We start from the raw sequence: 20,891 nt of genomic DNA on the forward strand, positions 1-20,891 counted from the left end.
CCTGGGGTGTTCGCGGCTCAGTCGGCGAGGGCGGCCAGGATCTGTTCGCCGTACTTGTTCAGTTTGTTCTCGCCGACGCCGCTGACGCTGCCCAGTTCGTCCAGAGTAGACGGATGGTCGACGGCGATCTGCCGCAACGTCGCGTCGTGGAAGATGATGTAGGCGGGCACGCCCTGTTCTTTCGCGGTGGCTCCGCGCCAGTCGCGCAGGCGGTCGAACGCGGGCTTCGCCTCGTCCGGCAGATCCGTGGTCTGGGCGGCGCGCTTGGTCTTCTCGCGCGTCGCCGCGCGTTTCGGCTCGCGGCGCAGGTGCACCTGCCTGCCCTGGTACAGCACCTCGTCGCTGGCCGGTGTCGTCACGAGCGTGCCGTACTCGCCCTCGACCGCCAGCAGGCCGGTCGCGAGCAGCTGCCGGATCACGCCGCGCCACTCGTTGTCACCCAGGTCGGAGCCGACGCCGAACACGCTCAGTTCGTCGTGCCGGTGCTGCGTGATCTTCGTGGTGCTCTTGCCGCGCAGGATGTCGATGATCTGCCCGGCGCCGAACTTCTGGTTCCGCTCGCGTTTCAGCCGCACGACCGTGGACAGCAGCTTCTGCGCGGCGACCGTGCCGTCCCACGACTCCGGGGGCGTCAGGCACGTGTCGCAGTTGCCGCACGGCTGGCCGTCCTGGCCGAAGTAGGCGAGCAGCTGCACCCGGCGGCATTCGATCGTCTCGCACAGCGCCAGCATCGCGTCGAGATGTGAGGCCAGCTTCCGCCGGTGGGCCTGGTCGCCCTCGGACGATTCGATCAGCTTGCGCTGCTGCATCACGTCCTGCAGGCCGTAGGCGAGCCAGGCGGTCGAGGGCAGGCCGTCCCGGCCGGCACGACCGGTTTCCTGGTAGTAGCCCTCGACGGACTTCGGCAGGTCCAGATGTGCCACGAACCGTACGTCCGGTTTGTCGATGCCCATGCCGAACGCGATCGTCGCCACCACGATCAGCCCGTCCTCGCGAAGGAACCGCGCCTGGTGATGTTCGCGGGTCGCCGCGTCGAGGCCCGCGTGATACGGCACCGCGTCGATACCGCCTCGCACGAGGAACTCCGCGGTCTCCTCGACGGACTTGCGGGACAGGCAGTACACGATGCCCGCGTCGCCGTCGTGTTCCGTACGCAGCAGGTCGAGGAGCTGTTTGCGTGGTTCGTTCTTCGGCGCGATGCGGTACTGGATGTTGGGCCGGTCGAAGCTGGCGACGTGGTGCAGCGCGTCGTCCAGCCCCAGCCGGTTCGAGATCTCGGCGTGCGTGGCCTTCGTGGCCGTGGCCGTCAGCGCGATGCGCGGGACGTCGGGCCACTGTTCGTGCAGCCCGGACAGCGCGAGGTAGTCCGGGCGGAAGTCGTGCCCCCACTGCGACACGCAGTGCGCCTCGTCGATCGCGAACAGTGCCAGCGGCGCCCGGTCGAGCAGCCTGCGCGTCGCGTCGACGTTCAGCCGCTCCGGGGCGAGATAGAGCAGGTCGAGCTCGCCTGCGAGGAGCTGGGACTCGGTGAGACGCCGCTCGCCGGGATCCTGCGTCGAGTTGAGGAACCCCGCGCGCACGCCGAGCGCCCGCAGCGCATCCACCTGATCCTGCATCAGCGCGATGAGCGGGGAGATGACCACACCGGTGCCTTCACGGGCCAGCGCCGGAATCTGATAACACAGCGACTTGCCGCCACCGGTCGGCATGAGCACGAGCGCGTCGCCGCCGGAGGTGACGTGGTCGACGATCTTCTGCTGGCCGGGGCGGAACTCGTCGTAGCCGAACACCCGGTTCAGCACGTCGAGCGGGTCGCGGGTTCTCACCCGCGCGATCCTACGACGCTGCCCCGACACGGCGTTGCCGACGCCGGCCGCCGTGCCGGTCGGTCAGGCGAACCGGGCGAGCGCGCCGGACTCCTGCGCCACCCAGATCGCACCGTCCGGACCGGCCGCCAGGCCGTGCGGCTCGGAGCCGGGCAGGTCGTGATGGGTGAACCGGCCGTGGCGATCGACGTGCCCGAGCCGCCCGGCCGCCCATTCGGTGAACCAGCAGCCGCCGTCGTCGGCGGGGATGACGGCGTGCGGGCGCGCGGCCGGGTCGGGAAGGGCGAACTCGGTGACCTCGCCGCCGGTGGTGATCCGGCCGACCGCTCCCGCGCCGATCTCGGCGAACCACAGCGCATCCGGTGCGCACGCGATGCCGACCGGCGCCGCACCGGCCGTCGGCAGCGAATGCACCGTGACCTCGCCCGCCTGCGTGACCCTCGCGATCGCGTCGGCCTGGTTGAGCGTGCACCACAGCGCGCCGTCCGGCCCGGTGGCGACGTAGCCGGGCATGGCCCCCAGCACGTCCAGCGGGAACTCCGTCACCACGCCCTCGGCGTCGATCCGTGCGAGCGCCCCGACGGTCAGCTCCGAGAACCACAGCGCCTCGTCGGGCCCGGACGTGATGCCGTACGGCATCACCTCGCCGAGCGGGAACCGGGTGAGGTCACCGCCGACGGTGATACGCCCGACCGCGTGGGCCTGCCCGAGGGTGAACCACAACGCACCGTCGGGGCCCGTGGTGATGCTCGTCGGCTGGGCGGAGTCGTCCCCGAGCGGGAACGTGTGCTGCACGCCCGTGGTCGACATCCGGCCGATCGCGCCCGATCCGGCCATGGTGAACCACACGGCGCCGTCGGGCCCCGCAGTCAGGTCGTACGGCCCCGAACCCGGGTCGTCGACGGGGAACTCGCTGATCGGCATGCGTCGACGTTACGGTCCGCCGCAACCGGATTTCCCCTTCACTCCAGGCGTGCGATCGGGGCTCCCTGCTTGACGACGTCGCCCTCGCCGACCAGCAGCCGCACCACTCCGCCGGTGGGAGCGGGCACCTCGACGTCCACCTTGTCGACGGCGACCTCGGCCAGCAGCTGCCCCTCCGACACCCGCTGGCCGTCGGCCGCGAACCAGGTGGCGAGCACGCCCTCGGCGTCGGGATCGGATGCGGACACGGTCGGGAACGGCACCTCACCGCCTGCTCCGGTCACCGCTCACCGCCCCATGACCCCGAAGACGGCGCTGCGGATTCGGTCGGCCGTCGGCAGCACGGCGTCCTCGAGCCCACGGGCGTACGGGATCGGCACGTCGGGCACGGCCACCCGCATCGGCGGGGCCGACAGCATGCCGGGGTCCCGTTCGGCCACCCTGGCGATGATCTCGCCCGAGACACCGAACGACCGGTAGTCCTCGTCGACCACCAGGAGTCTGCCCGTGCGGCCGACGGATTCGAGGATCGTGTCGGTGTCGAGCGGCACCAGGCTGCGCAGGTCGACGACCTCGCAGTCGATGTCGTTGTCGGCGAGCTCGTCGGCGACGTCGAGAGCGTGGTGCACCGACAGCGACAGCGTGGCGATCGTGACGTCCGTGCCGGGGCGTGCGATCGCGGCCTTGCCGATCGGCACCTCGTAGTCCTCCTCGGGGACCGGGCCGACCGAACGCGGGTTCTTCGCCATCCACGGCAGGCCCATGATGCCCTTGTGGAACATGTAGACGACCGGGTTGTCGTCACGGATCGCCGAGGTCATCAGCCCCTTGGCGTCGGCGGGACTGCTCGGCACGACGACCTTCATGCCCGGCAGGTGCGCGAAGGTGCCCCACAGGCACTGCGAGTGCTGCGCACCGTCGGAGTATCCGCCGCCGACCGCGGTCGTCAGCACCATCGGCACCCGCACGTTGCCGCCGGACTCGTAGTGGATCTTCGCCATGTGGTTGTAGATCTGGTCCATGCAGACGCCGAAGAAGTCGGCGAACATCAGCTCGGCGATCGGCCGCATCCCCTCGACGGCCGCACCGATCGCCGCGCCGATGAACGCCGTCTCGGAGATCGGGGTGTCCACGACCCGCTGGGGGCCGAACCGGTCGAGCAGGCCCGTAGTCGAACTGAAGATGCCGCCGTAGGCGCCGACGTCCTCGCCCATGACGAACACGTCCTGATCACGGTCCATTTCCGCGGCGACGGCCTCCACCATCGCCTTCGACGTGCTGAGTCGGCGGGTCGTGGTCGGCGCCGAGGCGTCGGTGAGCGACATTGCTCCTCCTCGTGGCTGCGTCGTACGTGGCTGCGTCGTAGTGGCTGTGTCGTACGGGCTGCGTCGTACGGGGCTGTCGGTCATGGCGGGGTGCGCCGGCGACCGGACCTTCGCTGCCGCGCGATGTCGTGTCCGGCAGCGAAGATCCGGCTCAGGCGAAGACGAGGTCGAACGCCGCTTTCGGGTCCGGCGCAGGGCTGCGCCGGGCGAACGCGATCGCGTCCTCGACCCGGTCGGCGGCCTCGGCGGCCACGGATTTGACGGTCGCCTCGTCGAGCACGCCGTCGCCGCGCAGCTCCTGCTCGTAGGTGGGCAGCGGATCGCGGCCGGGAACGCCGTCGAGGTCGTGCCGGTAGCCCTGCGGGTCGCCCTCGAAGTGCCCCCAGAGCCGGAGCGTGTGCACCTCGAGCAGGCTCGGCCCCTCGCCGGTGCGGGCCCGGGCGACGGCCTCGGCCGCCGCCCTGTGCACTCCTTCGACCGAGTTGTCCTCGACGCGCAGGCCGGGGATGCCGTATCCGGCGGCGCGGTCGGCGTTCGACGTGACGCACGTCGAGGCGCTGCGGGGCACCGAGATGCCCCACTCGTTGTCCTCGACCACGAACACCACGGGCAGCTGCCACAGCGCGGCCAGGTTCAGCGATTCGTGGAACGCACCCTGGTTGGCGGCGCCCTCGCCCGTCACGGCCACCGCGACGCTGTCGGTGCCGCGCCGCTGGAACGCCATCGCCTGGCCCAGCGCGGGCGGGTAGCCCTCGGCGATGATGCCGGAGCACGAGAAGTGCACGTCGGGATCGAACAGGTGCATGTGGCCGCCGCGGCCCTTGCCGAGGCCGTCGACTCGGCCGAAGATCTCGGCGGTCATCCGGTGCAGGTCCACGCCGTGGGCGATCGCGAAGTGGTGCGGACGGTGGGTGGCGGTGACTGCGTCGGCCGACGTCAGATGTGCGCACACGCCCGCGGCGACGGGCTCCTGACCCGCCGACAGGTGCATCTCGCCCGGGATCGCACCTGCGCCGATGTCGAACACCGGCTTCTTGTCGGCGTGGTACTCACGCAGGATCGCTTCCTCGAAGGTGCGGATCAGCACCATCATGCGGTAAAGGTCGAGTCTCGTCGCGGTGTCCATGCCCGTCCTCCGCAGTTTTCTCATTCGGCCTTTTCATTTGGCGCGGTGTCGACGTCATCGGCGCAGTGTCGTCGTCGACGCCGAGTGGGTTCGCCAGCAACTCTTCTCGTCCGCGCGGACCTCGGGCAACGGCGCGGATTTCAGATGCTGATAGGCGGGCCGCCTACCGGGTGACGGCGTCGGCCGCGGCGGCACGGGTGACGCGGTGCGCGGCGCGCTGCATCGCTCGCGCCGCCGCTCTCGTCGCGCGATACCGCCGGGCGGGCAGCGACACCGCGACGGCTCCCAACACGCCGGGGCCGTGGACGACACCACCGAGACAGGCCGTGCCGAGGAGATACTCCTGGCGGTCGTCGAACACCTCGCCGCCGGTGGCCAGCGTGTGCTCGAGCGTGCGGACGTCGGTGATCGTGTGGGGCGTCAGGTCGGCGAGGTGGTGGCGGGCGAGGTAGTCGGCGCGTTGGCCGGTCGGCAGCGTGGCGAGGATGCACTTGCCGAACGCCGTGGCGTGCCCTGCCTCGTGGGCACCCACCCACAGGTCGGCGGTCGGCGTGTCGGGACCGTCGACGATGTCCACCAGTTCGATCTCACCGTCGGTGTAGAGCGCCAGGTAGGCCGCGCCGTGCAGCTCGTCGCGCAACGCGCGCAGGATCGGGCGAACACGGGTGAGCAGCCGTTGTGACGCATGTTCGGGTCCGGCGGGGCGCAGCCGCTCGCCGAGGACGTAGCCGTCCTCCAGTTTGCGCAGGTAGCCCTCGTGGACGAGGGTGCGCAGCAGGTGATATGCGGTCGGCAGGGGAACTCCGACGGTGCGCGCGAGTTGCTTGGCGGTGACGGGTCTCGCGCTCGCTCCGACGGCGTCGAGCAGGTGCAGCGCACGCTGTACCGAGCCGATGAGCGTGGGCCCGTCCGACACGAGTAGCCACCTCCGCCACGTCGTCGTAGCCGTCGGCCGCTGCCGGGCAGCGGGGTATTCAGGCCGAGATGTCCAGGATGTCCCGAGCGTGGTGCGGCGGCAAGTTTCGGCTGTGGCGCAAACCCGCAGCGGATGTCGGTGGCAGCCGATACGCTGCTTCGTCGAAAGATCATCGACGAGATCCGATGGGGGAAACCGGACATGGGGTTCGACAAGCGCGGCCTGCTGGCCGCGGCGGCCGCAGGCGCGATGCTGGTCACGGCAGCGCCTGCGGCACAGGCGGCCACGCCGGAGCTGCTGCTGGTGCACGGGCACGGCGACCCGGCGAAGGGCAAGAACTGCAACGGCGCCACGTGGGACGAGGCGATCGACTACTACACGTCCGCGGGCAGTCTGTCGCGTGACCAGATCACCACCGTCGCCTACTACGAGGGCAACGGCCCCGGCGGCCCGAACGCCGGCAACTGCGACGCGGTCGTGTCCGCCGCGAGCAAGGAAACGAAGATCCAGTTCATCGCCAGGGACTTCGCCAACTACGTCCACGACAACTACACCAGCAAGGGCAAGTCGGTGAACATCGCGGCGCACTCGATGGGTGGCCTGGTGACGCGGGTGGCCCTGCTCGGCACGGCTGAGGGCTGGTCCGGCTTCCCGTCCTCGATGGACGTCGACAACGTCGTCACGGCGGGCACGCCGCACCAGGGTGTCAAGGAGGACCGCGAGGACCACACCGCGCAGTGGGACCAGATGGAGCGTGGCTCGGGCTTCCTCGACGCGCTGCACGCCGACGGTCGGGAGCTCGGCGACTCGTGGACCAACGGCACCGACTGGACCGTCATCGGTTCCGCGGAGGACGGCGTGGTCAGCTACAACTCGGCGATCGACAAGGGCAACCGCGCCGACCAGAAGTTCGGTTACCTGAGCCATGACTCGGGAACGGAAGCGGTCACCCACAGCGGCATCCGTGAGATCACCGGGCCGCACACCTACGAGATGCACTACTGGCACGACTCCGGCGACCACGACACGCACCACACCGACAACGGCTGGGCGCCGCTGAAGTCGATGTACAAGGCGGCGCTGTACAAGGGCGACGATCTGCCCAGGTAAGCCGCTTCCGGCCGGGCTCCGTCAGGTCGGTGACGGGCGCCGCCCCGCGGACAGGCCCCGCTGACGAGTTCCGCTGACGGGGCCTCGCCGGGTGGCGGAACCCGGCCGTTCAGGAACCCGTGGCTCAGATGACCGTCGCTCGGAAATCGCGGCTCACCGTCGCTCGGCTAATCGGATGACCGCGGCTTGGATGACCGTCGCTCGGATAGCCGCGGCTCGGAAGTCGCGCTCAGAAATCGCTGTCGCGCAGGTGCGGGGTCTGCGCGGTGAGCATGTCGAGCTGGCTGCGAACCGCGGTGAACTCCGATTCCCTCCGCAGGTCGAGCGCGACCGAGCCGGCGCGGTCGGTGGTGCTGGCGAAGGCCCGTTCCGCGGAGGTCAGCAGCTCGGCGATGCGTTCCGAGGTCGCCGCGGGTGGCGTCGACCCGTGCGCGTGGTCGGACTGCTTTCCGGATTTCCGGGCCGGTGTCGCGGTGCCGGCCCGGCCCCCTGGCGCCAGGTTGTCGCCGAGCCGGGCCAACCGCAGCGCCTCGCGCAGTTCGTCGTCGAGTGTCGAACCGATGTCCGTCAGCCACTCGCGGCCGGGGCCCGCGGGCAGCGTTTCCACGATCGCGTGGAACGCCGTTACCGAGTCGACGCAGCGCTGGTAGGACAGCGCCCACCGGCCGCCCGCGAGCAGGCCTTCCGGGGTGTAGGGGTCGGCGGCGCGCTGCGCGTCGCGGGCGCTGCGCCGTTCGGCCTCGGTCGGGGTGCGCAGCCACGACCGAGCGAAGAACTGCACGGGCAACCCGAGCAAGGCGAACAACACGGCGCCCATCGGGACGAACACGATTAGCCCGCCGAGGAAGTTCATCGGAGGCTCGTTGTCGGCACCGTGCTCACCGGGGTTCGCCGCGTACAGCAGCGCCACGACGACCATCACGAGCGCGCCGAAGGCGCCGAACACGGCCCAGCCCGCACGCGCGACGGCGTGCACTACCGGGCCGCCCCGCACGGCCATGCGAGCCCGCCAGTCGTCGAAACGTTCCTGCTGTGCCGTGTCCCCCTGGTGCGCTCCGTTCTCTTGCTGCGCCCGGTTCCGCTGCCGTGCTCTGTTCCCCTGGCGAGCCCTGTTTCGTTGCTGTGCCCTGTTCAGCTGCCGCGCCCTGTTCCCCGGCCGTGCCATGCCTGCTCCTCCGCCGTCCCCTGATTCGGACTCCGGGCGGTGGCTCCCGGTTCCGTCAGTCTCTCCGCTGAGCGTATGTGCCGCGGGCGCGGGCGCGGTGGGCGCGGGCCGGTAGCCGCCGGACGGTGTGCGGGCCTGGGGGAAGGGGTGGGCGCGACACGGTGAGGTCCCGATACGTGATGCGTACCGGGACCTCACCTGCAGTGCCGACCGCCTGCAGTGCCGACCGCCGTCAGCCGACCGCTTCGGGTGTCCGGGATTCGGCGGGCTTCGGATCGCGGGGAACCTTGAGCAGCGACAGCATCACGGCGCACACCACGAGACAGCCGATCGGGAAGAACAGGCCCGCAGACACGTTGTCGGCCGTGGCGTTCTGCCCGATCACGTACGGGCCGAAGAACCCGCCCAGCGCGGCGATCGAGTTGATCGCTGCAAGGCCGACCGCCGTCTGTTCCTTCGACAGCACCCGGGCGGCCAACGCCCAGTACGGTGCGAGGTAGCCCAGCACGCCGACCGCCACCAGTGACAGGCAGATCAGGGCGGGTACCGGCGTGGTGCGGAAGACGACCGTGCCGATCAGCCCCACCGCCGCGAGGATCATGAGGCCCACGACGTGCCAGCGGCGTTCCCTCGTGCGGTCGGAGTGGCGGGCGATGAGCAGCATGCCGATCGCGCCGACGACCCACGGGATGATGCCCAGGAAACCGATGTTCGTCGCCGAGTACGACGGGTCCAGCTGCTTGACGATCTGCGGCAGGAAGAACGTGAAGCCGTACAGGCCGCACGCGGCGAACAGGTTCGCCAGGCCCAGGTACAGCACCCGTTTTTCCTTCATCACGCGCAGCTGTCCCAGGAAGGTCTCCTTCTTCTCCGGCGCGTAGTCCTTGTTGATCTCGGTTTCGAGCCAGTCGCTCTCCGCCTTCGACAGGAACCGTGCCTGGGAGGGCTTGTTCGGCAGATACATCAGCACGAGGACACCGATGAGCACCGCGGGAGCACCCTGCAGGATGAACACCCAGCGCCAGCTGGACAGGTCGAACCAGTGGACGTGGTCGAGGATCAGCCCGCCGGTGAGCCCGCCGAGCACCATCGCGATCGGCTGGGCCAGTGCGAGCATGGCGATCGCACGGCCACGCTCTGCGGGTCGGAACCACAACGTCAGATACAGCAGCAGGCCGGGGTAGAGCCCCGCCTCGGCGATGCCCAGCACGATCCGCGCGATGTAGAGCTGCGGCACGTTCTGGATGAAGCCCGTCACGACGGTGACCACACCCCAGCTGACCGCGATGCGCGCGAGCCAGACCCGGGCGCCCACCTTCTTCATGATCATGTTGCTGGGGATCTCGAACAGCACGTATGCGAGGAAGAAGATCGCCGACGCGGTGCCGAACACGGCCGCCGAGATAGCCAACTCGTGTTCCATGCCCAGTTGGGCATAGCTGATGTTCGAGCGGTCCATGTAGTTGAAGATGTACAGCAGCATGACCAGCGGCAGGACGCGGGTGCTGACCTTGCGGACGGTCCGTTGCCCGATGTCGGCCGCGGTGGTCTCCGCGCTCGCCGGTGGACGTGTTTCGCTCATGCGTTCTCCTCGTTGAGGCATCGAGTGTCGCCGGGTTCGGGTTGCCGGTCGCGTTCGGTACGGGATTCAGGAGCCTGCGGCGGCTCCCAGGCCTGCGAGCCGGCCGACGGTGACGGCGCCCGCGACCGCGTTGCCGCCGCCGACGTAGCGTTCGCCGAGTACGCCTGCGCCCGCCTCGCCCGCGGCGAACAGCCCGGGAATGACATCGCCCCGGACGTCACGAACCCGCGCCTTCGCGTCGATCGCGAGACCGGCGTGCGTGCAGACGAGTTCCGCGGGCTGCAGCCGCGCGGCGTAGAACGGTGGCCGGTCGATCGGGTCGGGGTCGGCCGTCGACCCCTTGTTGGCGAGCGTCCGGTGCCGGAGGAACTCGGGATCGTCGCCTTCCGGTAGCTGTGTGTTCCAGCGCCGCACCGTGGCTTCCAGTGCGTCGGCCGGCATCCCGGCCATGCCGGCGAGTTCGGCGAGCGAGTCCGCACGGAGCGTGCGGCCCGCCTCGGCCTCGGCGAGCACGTGCTCGGCGTTCCAGTGGGCGTATCCGGGCGGCAGCGACGTCCTGGCGCGCTCGTCGAACACGGCCCATACCGGCCCGTCCTGGGCTTCGATGATGCCGCCGGACACGGCGTAGGAGGCGTCCTCGTCCATGAACCGCCTGCCGCGGTGGTTGACGTAGACGCGGGACTTCGGCGGGAACCCGGACTGCCAGTGGTGCAGCCGCTGGAAGTACACGGTCGGCAGGCGCAATCCCCAGCCCTCGCCGGTGACGTCCGCGCCGACCTGGTCGCCGAGTCGCAGGTGATCGCCCCGGCTGCCGTCGGCGGCGACGACGAAGAGGTCGTCGCCCGCGCGCAGCGCGTCGGGGTAGTACCGCTCCAGTAGCTGCGGGTCTCGTGCGAACCCGCCGCTGGCCACGACCACCGCACGCGCGGGGACCTCGATGTCGTCGGCGACGACACCCGTTACCCGCCCCTCGTGCTGCAGCAGTCGCTGCACGCGGGTGTTCAGCACGACCTCGACACCGCTCGTGCGGGCCGCCCTGGCCAGCGCCTGGACCAGGCCGTAGCCCTGGTCCTTCGGCACGTGACCGCGCCAGACGTCTTCGACACCCGCCTGGCACAGGCCGGGCATGTGCGCGTTCGTCGACACCCTGGCCGGGATCTCGACGCCCAGTCCGATCAGCCACTCCAGCGCCGGACCGGCGCCTCGGCAGAAGGCGGCGATCAGCCCCGGCTCGAGCTGCCAGCGGTTCAGGTCCATGTAGTGCTGGAAGAACCGCTCTGGGGAGTCGTCGATACCCAGCCGTTCCTGGACACTCGTGCCGGCCGCGGTGAACAGGCCCGCCGACAGCTGGGTCGAACCGCCGAGTTCGGTCTCCGATTCGAAGAGCAGCACCGAACGGCCGCTTTCGGCCGCGGACACGGCGGCCGCCAGTCCCGCACCGCCGCCTCCGATGACGACGACGTCCCAGTCGTCTCGTTCGTCGCTCACTGTGGATCGCCTCCCGTCTCGGCCGTGATGCGGTGGTAGAGCCCGTTGGAGACGAGGCCGCCGTCCACCGTGACCTCGCTACCGGTCATGTAGCTGGAACGCTCGGACAGCAGGAACAGGACCGCCTCGGTGATCTCGTCGGGCCTTGCCATTCGTCCGAACGGGACGCTCGCCACGGCGGAGGCCACGAACGAGTCGGCACCGGCGAGAAAGCCCGTGTCGGTCAGGCCGGGGTGCACCGAGTTCACCCGGATTCCCCACTTCGCGAAGTTTCCTGCGGCCGATTTGGACAGTCCGGTGAGGCCCCATTTGCTCGCCGAGTACGCGGGCGAGAAGTAGCCGATCTGCCCCGAGATCGACGAGATGTTGACGATCGAACCGCCGCCCGAGTCGCGCATCGGCTCGGCGACCGCCTTCATGCCGTGGAACGGGCCGAACAGGTTGATCCGCATGGTGCGTTCCCAGACCTCGTCCGGCGTGTCCAGGAACTCGAGTCTCCTGGAGATTCCCGCGTTGTTGACGAGCCCGCCGAGGCTGCCGTGCGCACGCAGGATGTCGTCGACGACCACCCGCCACGTCGCCGCGTCGGTGACGTCCAGTTCGTGCACCGACGCCGATCCGCCCGCCTGCGTGATCTCGTCGGCGACCGGTGCTGCGTCGGCCACGTCGGCCAGGCACACGTGTGTGCCCCTGGCGGCGAGTGCACGCGCGTGATTCGCGCCCATGCCCGCGGCCGCGCCGGTGATCAGGACGACCTCGGGAAACTCAGACATGGCGGGAACCGCCGTCCACGGCGATGCTGTGGCCGGTGACGTACCGGGCGCTGTCGGACAGCAGGAACAGCAGCGGTCCTGCAACCTCCTCGGGAGAGCCGAAGCGGTGCAGCGGGACGACGTCGAGCGCGTGCTGCAGCGTCGCCGGATCGTCCTTGGCCCATCGCGTCATCGCGGTGTCGATGTAGCCGGGTGCCAGCGCGTTGACGCGAATCCCCTTGTCGCCGAACTCCACGGCGAGCGATTCGGTCAGGTGTGCCACGGCCGCCTTCGACGCGCAGTAGGCGCCGCGGCCCTTGCGCACCCGCAGCGCGGAGACCGACGACATGTTGACGATCGCGCCGCCGGGCCCCATGTGCCGCGCGGCCGCCTGCGCTCCGTAGAGCACGCCTTCGACGTTGACCGACAGGGTCGCGTCGAGCTGCTCCGGGGTGATCTCGTCGGCGACCGCGTACGGGAAGATCCCCGCGTTGTTGACCCAGAAGTCGAGCCTGCCGAACCTGGTCGTCGCCAGCTTCGCGATCGTTTCGTGGTCCTGTGCCGCGGTGACGTCGACGGTGGCCGCGACGATCTCGCCCGGTTTGTCGGCCACGGAGGCAGCGGCCAGCTCGGCGGTCAGGTCGTCGGCCGTCGCCCGCATCCGGTCGGCGTCGATGTCGGCGCCGACGACGTGCACGCCGCGCGAGGCGAGTGCCGCCGTGAAGCGGGCTCCCATGCCCTGGGCGGCGCCGGTGACGACCGCGACCTTGCCCTCGAACTCGGGGTGCACGACGGTCATCGGCGTGTGCTGGGCGCGGGTGTCGCTCATGGTTCTCCGTTCCGTGTTGTGCCGGCCCGCTGGGCCGGCGCAGTGTCAGCGGGGTTCGTCAGCGGGGCTCGTCGTCGCGGTGCACGGTGCGGCGGGCGATCCGCCAGCCGGACGGGCTGCGCACGACCCGGTCGGCGATCGTTGTCTGTCGCACCACAGTGGACGGACCGCCCGGTGCGGTGTGGACGAGTTGCAGGTACGCCCGCACGAGGAGTTCGTCGGGGCCCTGCCCGGTGACGAACAGATTGGTCAGTACGTGCCGGGTGACGCCGTCCTGCCGGGCGAATCTCTCGGCGAAGGCTGTCAGCGCCTCGGTGCCGACGACCGGTTCGGGATAGCTCGGGGAGTGGAACTCGCCGTCCGGTGTGAAGGTCGCCGCCCAGGCGTCGGCGTGTCCGTCGTCGATGAAGTGGCTCTGCGCGCCGTACAGCTGGTGTACGCGCGCGAGGGTCTCGGTGCTGATGTCGTCGTCCGGCCCGCGTGTCATCTGGTCCTCTCCACCCCTTGCTGTCGGATACACCGCTGTATTCGCGCGCCTCTGGGGTCGCGTCGGAGTCCACATGCCGCCGTCCACGTGCCGCCGGGTCCACACGCCGTCCGGTGGTCGTTCGATGTGTGACACCGGGCTGGTAGTGTGCGAATATCGCACGCGACGTGCGAACTACGGAAACAGTAGGGTGGCCGTCAACGGCCGTCAAGAGGGGTTACGCAGTGTCCGAACTCGACTCCGGAATGTCCAAGACGTTGCACAACGGCTTGGAGATCTTGGAACTGCTGGTCGCGCAGCCGCGCGGGATGACGCTCACCGAGGTCGCGGACGCGCTCGGGGTGCACCGGACCGTCGCCCACCGGCTCGTTCGCACGCTCGAGGCGCACCGGTTGTGCAAGCGCGACCGCGACAAGCGCATCACGCTCGCGGCGGGACTCGTCCGGTTGGCCGAGCCGGTCGAACAGGACCTGCGGACGCTCGCGCTCCCGGTGCTGGAGGATCTCGCGGAGAAGACGAAGGCGTCGGCACATCTCGTCGTGCGCGACTCCGAGAACGAAGCGCGGATGCTGATGATCGTCGAACCGCGCATGGCTCGGATGCACGTCAGCTTCCGGGCGGGCCAGGTGGATCCCGTGGATCGCGGTTCGGCAGGTCTCGCGCTGTTGGCCGCGCAACCGCCCGTGTCCGGGGAACGGGAGGCGGTGACGACGGCCCGGCGGCGCGGCTTCGCCGTGTCCTACGGCGAGGTCGTGCCGTCGGTGTGCGGCGTGTCCGCGCCGGTGCCGGGCAGAGAGGTGAGCCTCGGGCTCACGTTGTTCGAGATCGAGGACGAGGACGAACTCGGCCGCATCGTGTGCGAAGCGGCGAACCGCCTCGGCGCCCAGTTGTAGGCGCGGTCCACGGCGCACGGGGCGCGCCGCAGGTGGCTGCGCAGTTGGTGGGTGTCGCACCGCGGCCCCCGGCGTCGCGATGCGCGGCCGGGGGCGCGGCGTGGCTGTGGTCAGCCCGTGCGGATCAAGCCGTGGTGGCCTTGGCTGCCAGCGTGGTGAGGACCTTGGTGAGCTGCTCGGCGACCTCGGCGTCGGAGTACGGGTGAGTCTCGGCGAACCGCGTGGCAGAACCGGGGATGTCGAGCTTGACGTCGTCGATGACGGCGCCGCCCGCGATGCCTGCGGCCTTGCGGGTGTCGTCGTGGGCCCACACGCCGCCGTACTGGCCGAGGGCCGTACCGATGACGGCCACCGGCTTGCCGGTCATCGCGCCCGCCTGCCACGGCCGGGACAGCCAGTCGATGGCGTTCTTGATCACCGCGGGCATCGTGCCGTTGTACTCGGGCGAGATGTAGAGGAAGGCGTGTGCCCGTTCGGCCGCCGTTCGCAGGCGGGCGGCGGTGGCGGGCAGCGCGGCGGCGGTGTCGATGTCCTCGTTGTAGAACGGCAGGTCACCGAGGCCGTCGGCGACGGTCAGCGTGATATCGGCGGGTGCGAGCTTGGCCGCGGCCTCGGCGAGCTGGTGGTTGTGCGAGGCGGCGCGCAGGCTACCGACCAGTGTGAGGATCTCGACGGACATGGATTCAGCCTCCCGGCGGCGTGGAGCGTATTGACGACGGGAAATGATGGCATCGTCGGCCGACCGTAACCGGACCAGGGTCCACCTTTAGTGGTGTAGGCAACCCGCCGCGCGCTGTCGTCCGCGCTTCGTAAGGCCCGAACAGCCGCTATCGTCGGTGGACGTGCCCCAGCGACGCGAGCTCCCGCTGACGCCGGTCGGCGAGGAACCCCGACTGCGCGCCGATGCCGTACGGAACCGCGCCCGGCTGCTCGCCGCCGCCGCGCGCCTCGCCGACGAACACGGCGTCGAGCAGCTGACCATGGACGCCGTCGCCACCGCAGCCGAGGTCGGCAAGGGCACCGTGTTCCGCCGGTTCGGCGACCGCATCGGCCTGCTGCAGGCCCTGCTGGACCACGTCGAAGCGCGGTTCCAGGCCGGCTTCCTCGAAGGCGAACCACCGCTCGGCCCCGGCGCGCCCCCGCGGGAGCGCCTCCATGCGTTCGGGCCCGCGGCGCTGCGGCACGACGCCGCGCACCGCGAGCTCTACCTCGCGGCGGAGGGCAAACCCGAGCGCCGGTACCTCACGCCGTCGATCCGGCTGCGGCACACGCACCTGGCGATGCTGCTGCGGTCGGCGGGCGTGCAGACCACGGGCGGCGACGCCGAACTGCTCGCCCACACGCTGCTGAGCTTCGTCGACTCGGCGCTCACGGCACATCTGACGTCTCAGCGGGGACTGCCCCTCGAACGGCTCGAAACCGGCTGGGCCGATCTCGTCGACCGCCTGCTCGGCTGAAGCAACCGGGCCCCTGGAATCCGCAACACGGGCCCTGGAATCCGCAACACGGCGGCTTGCGCGCGAACGTGACGCGTGGGTGTCGATCAAGCACTACCGCAACGCCACTGTGCGTTCACGGTGTGCGGTTTTCCTGGCCGTGCTGAGCCAACCCGGTTCCCGTTCCAGGAGGTTCGATGTTCCCGCCACGTCATCGCCGTAGCAGCAACCACGACAGCGACCGGTCGTCCGCCGCAAGCCCGGTCTCCCGCCGCGGCTTCCTCGGCGGCATGGCCGGTGTCGGCGCAGGCGCCGTCGTGCTCGGCACGGGTACCGCAGCCGGGCCCGCAGCCGCGGCGCCGTCGCGCCGCATCGCCGACCCGTTCCAGCTCGGCCTCGCATCGGGCGACCCGCTGCCCGACGGTGTCGTGCTGTGGACGCGCCTCGCGCCCAAGCCGCTGGACTTCGACGGCGGCATGCCCGGCCGCATCGTTCCGGTGCAGTGGGAGATCGCGCTGGACGAGAAGTTCAGCAAGGTCGTCAAGCGCGGCACGGAGCGGGCACTGCCGGAGGAGGCGCACACCGTGCACGCCGACGTGCGCGGCCTCGAACCGCACCACGAGTACTTCTACCGCTTCCGCGTGGACGGGGAGATCTCCGAGGCCGGACGTACGCGGACCGCGCCCGCGCCCGGCACGACGCCGGAGCTGCACTTCGCGTTCGCGTCGTGTTCCAACTGGGAGCAGGGCTACTTCACGGCGTACCGCCACATGGCCGCCGAGCGGCCCGACATGGTGTTCCACCTCGGCGACTACCTGTACGAGTACGCCGCGGGTGTCAACGGGGACGTGCGCACCCACGCCGGTGACGAGATGAACGAGCTGGGCGAGTACCGGCAGCGGCACGCGCAGTACAAGACCGACGGCGATCTGCAGCTCGTGCACTCGGTGTCGCCGTTCATCGTCACGTGGGACGACCACGAGACCGACAACAACTACGCCGACCTCGTCCCGGAGAACGACGACCCGGAACAGGGCAACGGCAGCCGGGAGGAGTTCGCCAAGCGGCGCGCGGCGGCGTACCAGGCGTACTGGGAGCACATGCCGCTGCGCCGGTTCCGCAAGCCGGTCGACACGAACCTGCCGCTGTACCGGCGGTTCCGCTACGGCGACACGGCCACGTTCAGCGTGCTCGACTCCCGCCAGTACCGCGACGACCAGCCGTACAACGACAAGTCGCAGGTGTCGGGTCCCGACCAGTGGAAGACCAACATGCTCGGCGACGAGCAGCACGCGTGGCTGGAGAAGGGCTTCGACGAGTCGAAGTCGGCGTGGAACGTCGTGCCGCAGCAGATCTACTTCGCCAGCATGGACGAGGTCGAAGGCGAGGATCCGGGCGGCTACAACGACGGCTGGGACGGCTACCGCGCCTCGCGCGACCGCATCCTCGGGTACGTCGAGGAGAAGGGCATCGACAACGTCGTGGTCCTCACCGGCGACGTCCACAAGCACTGGGTCAACGACCTGCGCCGCGACTTCGAGAAGCCGGAGACCGCGGTGGTGGCCAGCGAGTTCGTGACGACGTCGATCACCTCCAACGGCGACGGCACCGGTACCAACGACCCGGGCTCGGTCATCCGGAGCGAGAACCCGCACACGAAGTACCACTGCGACCGCCGCGGATACGTCTCCTGCCACGTGTCGAGGGACCGCTACGTCGCCGACTACCAGGTGGTCGACTTCGTCTCGAAGAAGGACGCACCGATCCGTACCGATGCGTCGTTCGAGATCGAGGCCGGCACGCCGGGCGTTCGGCAGCGGTGAGGCCGCGGCGACGCGTGTTTTCCCGGCCGAGAAAAGACGTCGCCGGAGTCGGCCGGTAACCGCGACTCTCGTGGACACCGGGCAGGGAGCCCGGTGTCCATGAGGGGAGAAGCATCATGCGAAAGCACGCACTGGCCGGTGCGGGAGTGGGTCTGCTGTCGGCGCTGGCGATGGTCATGGGGCCGGCGACGGCAAGCGGAGCGGAAGGAGGGAAGCTGGACTCCGTTCGGGACCGATCCGCTGCCACTGCCCCGGATTGCGGGTCCACGGCGGGGGACAAGGACCACAGCACGTATCCGAAGCCGTTCGACGGAACCACCAACATCCGTAGTGGACCGTCGACCGGATGTGGCGTCGTGACGCAGGTGGGTTCGACCAACAAGGCGGACTATCACTGCTTCGACGTCGGCAGCGACGGGAAGACCTGGACGTTCATGCGTGTCAAGCACACGGCGTACGGCTGGGTGCGCGACGACGTGCTGCGGGACGGCGGCAGTAACAAGGTCTGCTGATAGCCGATTCCAGCTCGGCAAGCGTGTGGGAACGTCCATCGTGGATGTTCCCGCACGCTTGCGTGCGCTGGGTCCGGTGCTCAGGCGTACGCCGGGATCCGACCCGCGAGCAGTGCCTTGCCGAGTTCGCTGACCCGGTGAACGACGGCGTTGCCCTGCCGCTCACTGACGACCAGGCCCGATTCGCGCAGGCAGGTGGCTTGCTTGCTGGCACTGCCTGCGGAGATGCCGACTCGGTCGGCCAGTGCGCTCGTCGTGTACGGCTTGCGGAGCACGAGCAGGCAGGCCGCACGATTCGGGCCGAGGAGGGCCTCGAGGTGGCGCACGTCGTCGTCGCCGCGCTCCGGATCGGCGGGCGTGGCCGGATACACGAGTGTGGGCGGGAGCTCGGGGTCGATCAGGCTGATCGGGTTCGGCCAGCAGAAATGACTGGGTACCAGCGTGATTCCGCGTCCGCCGAGGTGCAGGGTGCGGTCGAGCGCGTACCGAACCCGGAGCACCTCGCCGTCCCACCCGAGTACGCCGGGGATCCCGGACAGCAGGCCGCCGACCCCCGCCGAGGATAGTGTGCGCATCCGCCGTGCGCGGTCGGCTCGCACGTCGTCCTGCACCGCCGACCACCGTGGGCGGACGAGTAGGTCGTAGGCGCCGTGTAACGCGGCTGCGACCTCGGTGAGCATGCCGCGGTCGCCTGCGGCGAGGTCGCGGATCCAGGACGGTGCGGGACGCGAGGCGAACACCGACCGCAGGTCCCGCTCCAGCAGGGTTCGCCCGGTGCAGACGATTCGTTCGCACCCGGTCTCGATGTCCGGGATGTCCGCGGTCGGCGTGAGGAAATCGGGGAACGTGCCCTGTGCGGGTACGAGGGTGCAGAGTGGGCCGAGGAGAGCTCCCGCGCCGTCGTGGCCGTGGATCCGGTGGCGTGTCTCGCGGTGCCAGGCGCTGTAGCGCGTATCCGGCGCGGGGTCCTGGATCTGATGCAGGCTCTGCACGAGTTCCCACATCAGGTCGGGTCGGTCCGCGACGCGCACGCATTGGAGGTCGTCGCGGGTGAAGACGATGCGCAACGTCATGCCCTCTCCCCCTCGAGCGGCGACACCGACGAGACCGCCCGGCCACGACGGCCCGTCGGCGGTGCGCGGCCGCTGTCTGCCTCCCCCTGCGTGGCGGACAGCGGCGAGCGACGCGTCCACGTTAGCGCCACGGCGTTAATGGGTCAACTTCGTTATGTACCATTACGCACATGGTCGAACCGGGACCGCTGGTCGGGGAGCCGTTGGCGCTCGATCTGGTGAATACGCGAGCACGGCTGCCGGACCAGGAACTCGACTTCCTCGCCGATCTGGCCGGACTGCGACGCTGGCTGGACTGTCAACGGGAACGCCTGTCGACGATGCCGGCGTCGCTGATCGACGCGCCGGCGAAGGCCGACCTCGCCGCTGTCCGGGACCTCAGGGAGCACGCCGCGACGGCGATCGCGCGTGCCCGCCGGGGCGACCAGCCCACGGCCGGAGACGTGCGTGCGATCAACGAGGCGATGCGTGCCGCTCCGCTACGCCGTGAGCTGGTCCGCGAGGGCGAGGGGAGGGCGAAGCTCACGGCCACCCACGACGGACCTCGCGGTACGCGGGTCGCTGCGGCCCTTGCCGAATCCGTGGCCGAGCTGCTGGCCGACGAGCGGGTGGAGACCGTGCGCAACTGCGCGGCCGATTTCTGCGTCCTGCTGTTCCTGCCCGCACACCCGCGGCGCCGGTGGTGCAACCCGGCGATCTGCGGCAACCGCGTGCGCGTGGCCCGTTTCCACGAACGTCGGAGGTCGCGCTCCGGCCGATGAGCCGGGCAGCCGGATGCGACGGACGTCCGGCGCGGTGCAGTCGCGTGCGCAGTCGTCGGCCGCGTGTGCTGTGTGTCAGCCTTCCACCGTCGTGTCAGACGTTGCGCAGCACCGACACCACGACGCCGAGGATCACCGCGTCGTCGCCGTCGATGACCTCGTAGTCGGCGTTGCGCGGTTCGAGCAGTACGTGACCGCCGCGTTTGCGGTACACCTTCACCGTCGCCTCGTCGTCGAGCATCGCGGCGACGATCTGACCGGAATGCGCCTCGTCCTGGCGGCGCACCACGACGATGTCGCCGTCGCAGATCGCCGCGTCGATCATCGACTCGCCGCGCACTCGCAGCCCGAAGACGGTGCCGCGGCCGGTCAGCTCCCTCGGGAGCGAGAGCATGTCGTCGGCGTGCTCCTCGGCCAGGATCGGCGTACCCGCGGCGATGTCGCCGACGACCGGCACGGGCACGGAGTCCTCTGTGGACTCCGGTTCGGCGGTGCCGCGCAGGAACGCCCTGACGTCGATGGGACGCGACACCGACGGGCTGCGGCGCAGGAATCCCTTGTCCTCCAGTGCCGCGAGGTGTTTCGAGACCGAGGACGACGACCGCAGCCCGATCGCCTCGGCGATCTCCCGGGTGGTGGGTGCATAGCCGTCGGCCACGACCCGGTCGCGGATGGTGGCCAGGATGCGTTGCTGTCGCTCTGGCAGTGCCGACGTGTCGAGGTCGCCGAAGAGGTCGTGGTCGCCGTGGATCGTCACGGGCGGCATCGTAACCGCCGGTGATCGAACCCGGACGCGGCGCCGCCGATTTTCCGGCCGTCGACCGGGCCAGGGCGTGTACGCAGCGTCGTCACTCTGCATTTTA

General features: G+C 70.0%; 21 protein-coding genes. 6 read left to right on the forward strand and 15 right to left on the reverse strand.

Going from position 1 to position 20,891, the window contains the following annotated elements:
• Positions 1-17: 17 nt before the first annotated feature.
• The 6 genes from recQ to LY40_RS14860 all read right to left on the reverse strand — a co-directional run bounded on the left by recQ (position 18) and on the right by LY40_RS14860 (position 6,117).
• The gene (gene recQ, locus LY40_RS14835) at positions 18-1,826 is read right to left on the reverse strand and encodes a DNA helicase RecQ (protein WP_183782797.1); all 1,809 of its coding nucleotides are present in this window, start codon (positions 1,824-1,826) and stop codon (positions 18-20) included.
• 63 nt (positions 1,827-1,889) lie between these two features.
• Positions 1,890-2,750 (reverse strand): Vgb family protein, encoded by an 861-nt coding sequence (locus LY40_RS14840; protein WP_183782798.1) that lies wholly within the window; start codon positions 2,748-2,750, stop codon positions 1,890-1,892.
• Between the two features lie 38 nt (positions 2,751-2,788).
• Entirely contained in the window at positions 2,789-3,034 is a 246-nt protein-coding gene (locus LY40_RS14845; RefSeq protein ID WP_183782799.1) for a biotin/lipoyl-containing protein, read from the reverse strand.
• Between the two features lie 3 nt (positions 3,035-3,037).
• Entirely contained in the window at positions 3,038-4,075 is a 1,038-nt protein-coding gene (locus LY40_RS14850; RefSeq protein WP_258937173.1) for an alpha-ketoacid dehydrogenase subunit beta, read from the reverse strand.
• A gap of 151 nt (positions 4,076-4,226) precedes the next feature.
• Entirely contained in the window at positions 4,227-5,201 is a 975-nt protein-coding gene (locus LY40_RS14855) for a thiamine pyrophosphate-dependent dehydrogenase E1 component subunit alpha (RefSeq protein ID WP_183782801.1), read from the reverse strand.
• Positions 5,202-5,364: 163 nt separating this feature from the next.
• Entirely contained in the window at positions 5,365-6,117 is a 753-nt protein-coding gene (locus LY40_RS14860; protein WP_183782802.1) for an IclR family transcriptional regulator, read from the reverse strand.
• A gap of 201 nt (positions 6,118-6,318) precedes the next feature.
• Between LY40_RS14860 and LY40_RS14865 the strand changes: the two genes are divergently transcribed.
• On the forward strand, positions 6,319-7,227 hold the full coding sequence (locus tag LY40_RS14865) for an alpha/beta hydrolase (protein ID WP_258937174.1): 909 nt from the start codon (positions 6,319-6,321) through the stop codon (positions 7,225-7,227).
• A 229-nt stretch (positions 7,228-7,456) separates the two neighbouring features.
• Here the strand turns inward: LY40_RS14865 and LY40_RS14870 are convergent, their stop codons facing one another.
• From LY40_RS14870 to LY40_RS14895, 6 genes are all read right to left on the reverse strand, one after another.
• Positions 7,457-8,392 carry a hypothetical protein gene (locus tag LY40_RS14870; protein ID WP_258937175.1) on the reverse strand — a complete coding sequence of 312 codons (936 nt, stop codon included), beginning with the start codon at positions 8,390-8,392 and terminating at the stop codon, positions 7,457-7,459.
• Between the two features lie 232 nt (positions 8,393-8,624).
• Positions 8,625-9,974: an MFS transporter gene (locus LY40_RS14875; RefSeq protein ID WP_258937176.1), complete on the reverse strand. Its 1,350-nt coding sequence runs from the start codon at positions 9,972-9,974 to the stop codon at positions 8,625-8,627.
• 66 nt (positions 9,975-10,040) lie between these two features.
• Positions 10,041-11,462 (reverse strand): FAD-dependent oxidoreductase, encoded by a 1,422-nt coding sequence (locus LY40_RS14880; protein WP_258937177.1) that lies wholly within the window; start codon positions 11,460-11,462, stop codon positions 10,041-10,043.
• Complete coding sequence (locus tag LY40_RS14885; RefSeq protein WP_258937178.1) at positions 11,459-12,235, reverse strand: SDR family NAD(P)-dependent oxidoreductase; 777 nt, start codon at positions 12,233-12,235, stop codon at positions 11,459-11,461. Before LY40_RS14885 ends, LY40_RS14880 begins: the two co-directional genes overlap by 4 nt.
• Complete coding sequence (locus LY40_RS14890; protein WP_258937179.1) at positions 12,228-13,043, reverse strand: SDR family NAD(P)-dependent oxidoreductase; 816 nt, start codon at positions 13,041-13,043, stop codon at positions 12,228-12,230. The genes LY40_RS14885 and LY40_RS14890 overlap by 8 nt, the downstream gene beginning before the upstream one ends.
• 58 nt (positions 13,044-13,101) lie before the next feature.
• On the reverse strand, positions 13,102-13,530 hold the full coding sequence (locus tag LY40_RS14895) for a nuclear transport factor 2 family protein (protein WP_258937180.1): 429 nt from the start codon (positions 13,528-13,530) through the stop codon (positions 13,102-13,104).
• A gap of 224 nt (positions 13,531-13,754) precedes the next feature.
• On the opposite strand from LY40_RS14895, the gene LY40_RS14900 reads away from it, so the two are divergent.
• Positions 13,755-14,423: an IclR family transcriptional regulator gene (locus LY40_RS14900; RefSeq protein ID WP_258937181.1), complete on the forward strand. Its 669-nt coding sequence runs from the start codon at positions 13,755-13,757 to the stop codon at positions 14,421-14,423.
• Between the two features lie 124 nt (positions 14,424-14,547).
• On the opposite strand, the gene LY40_RS14905 is transcribed toward LY40_RS14900, so the two are convergent.
• On the reverse strand, positions 14,548-15,102 hold the full coding sequence (locus tag LY40_RS14905; RefSeq protein WP_183782816.1) for an NAD(P)H-dependent oxidoreductase: 555 nt from the start codon (positions 15,100-15,102) through the stop codon (positions 14,548-14,550).
• Between the two features lie 163 nt (positions 15,103-15,265).
• On the opposite strand from LY40_RS14905, the gene LY40_RS14910 reads away from it, so the two are divergent.
• From LY40_RS14910 to LY40_RS14920, 3 genes are all read left to right on the forward strand, one after another.
• Entirely contained in the window at positions 15,266-15,880 is a 615-nt protein-coding gene (locus LY40_RS14910; RefSeq protein WP_258937182.1) for a TetR/AcrR family transcriptional regulator, read from the forward strand.
• A 176-nt stretch (positions 15,881-16,056) separates the two neighbouring features.
• Positions 16,057-17,682 carry an alkaline phosphatase D family protein gene (locus LY40_RS14915; RefSeq protein WP_258937183.1) on the forward strand — a complete coding sequence of 542 codons (1,626 nt, stop codon included), beginning with the start codon at positions 16,057-16,059 and terminating at the stop codon, positions 17,680-17,682.
• Between the two features lie 116 nt (positions 17,683-17,798).
• Entirely contained in the window at positions 17,799-18,194 is a 396-nt protein-coding gene (locus LY40_RS14920; RefSeq protein WP_183782822.1) for an SH3 domain-containing protein, read from the forward strand.
• A gap of 80 nt (positions 18,195-18,274) precedes the next feature.
• On the opposite strand, the gene LY40_RS14925 is transcribed toward LY40_RS14920, so the two are convergent.
• Positions 18,275-19,267: an ArsR/SmtB family transcription factor gene (locus tag LY40_RS14925; RefSeq protein WP_183782824.1), complete on the reverse strand. Its 993-nt coding sequence runs from the start codon at positions 19,265-19,267 to the stop codon at positions 18,275-18,277.
• A 170-nt stretch (positions 19,268-19,437) separates the two neighbouring features.
• Here LY40_RS14925 and LY40_RS14930 point away from each other — a divergent pair, with 170 nt between their 5' ends.
• Positions 19,438-20,028 (forward strand): CGNR zinc finger domain-containing protein, encoded by a 591-nt coding sequence (locus LY40_RS14930; protein WP_183782829.1) that lies wholly within the window; start codon positions 19,438-19,440, stop codon positions 20,026-20,028.
• A 94-nt stretch (positions 20,029-20,122) separates the two neighbouring features.
• On the opposite strand, the gene lexA is transcribed toward LY40_RS14930, so the two are convergent.
• Positions 20,123-20,779, reverse strand: a complete 657-nt coding sequence (lexA, locus tag LY40_RS14935) for a transcriptional repressor LexA (protein ID WP_372497743.1) — start codon at positions 20,777-20,779, stop codon at positions 20,123-20,125.
• Positions 20,780-20,891: the final 112 nt, after the last annotated feature.

Source organism: Prauserella salsuginis, assembly GCF_024648885.1.
Lineage (GTDB): Bacteria > Actinomycetota > Actinomycetes > Mycobacteriales > Pseudonocardiaceae > Prauserella > Prauserella salsuginis.

Coding starts and splice junctions, on each gene's coding strand:
- LY40_RS14920 (WP_183782822.1), top strand. CDS start 17,799: ATGCGAAAGCACGCACTGGCCGGTGCGGGAGTGGGTCTGCTGTCGGCG.
- LY40_RS14905 (WP_183782816.1), bottom strand. CDS start 15,102: ATGTCCGTCGAGATCCTCACACTGGTCGGTAGCCTGCGCGCCGCCTCG.
- LY40_RS14855 (WP_183782801.1), bottom strand. CDS start 5,201: ATGGACACCGCGACGAGACTCGACCTTTACCGCATGATGGTGCTGATC.
- LY40_RS14915 (WP_258937183.1), top strand. CDS start 16,057: ATGTTCCCGCCACGTCATCGCCGTAGCAGCAACCACGACAGCGACCGG.
- LY40_RS14925 (WP_183782824.1), bottom strand. CDS start 19,267: ATGACGTTGCGCATCGTCTTCACCCGCGACGACCTCCAATGCGTGCGC.
- LY40_RS14840 (WP_183782798.1), bottom strand. CDS start 2,750: ATGCCGATCAGCGAGTTCCCCGTCGACGACCCGGGTTCGGGGCCGTAC.
- LY40_RS14930 (WP_183782829.1), top strand. CDS start 19,438: ATGGTCGAACCGGGACCGCTGGTCGGGGAGCCGTTGGCGCTCGATCTG.
- LY40_RS14850 (WP_258937173.1), bottom strand. CDS start 4,075: ATGTCGCTCACCGACGCCTCGGCGCCGACCACGACCCGCCGACTCAGC.
- LY40_RS14865 (WP_258937174.1), top strand. CDS start 6,319: ATGGGGTTCGACAAGCGCGGCCTGCTGGCCGCGGCGGCCGCAGGCGCG.
- LY40_RS14895 (WP_258937180.1), bottom strand. CDS start 13,530: ATGACACGCGGGCCGGACGACGACATCAGCACCGAGACCCTCGCGCGC.
- LY40_RS14870 (WP_258937175.1), bottom strand. CDS start 8,392: ATGGCACGGCCGGGGAACAGGGCGCGGCAGCTGAACAGGGCACAGCAA.
- LY40_RS14875 (WP_258937176.1), bottom strand. CDS start 9,974: ATGAGCGAAACACGTCCACCGGCGAGCGCGGAGACCACCGCGGCCGAC.
- LY40_RS14885 (WP_258937178.1), bottom strand. CDS start 12,235: ATGTCTGAGTTTCCCGAGGTCGTCCTGATCACCGGCGCGGCCGCGGGC.
- LY40_RS14890 (WP_258937179.1), bottom strand. CDS start 13,043: ATGAGCGACACCCGCGCCCAGCACACGCCGATGACCGTCGTGCACCCC.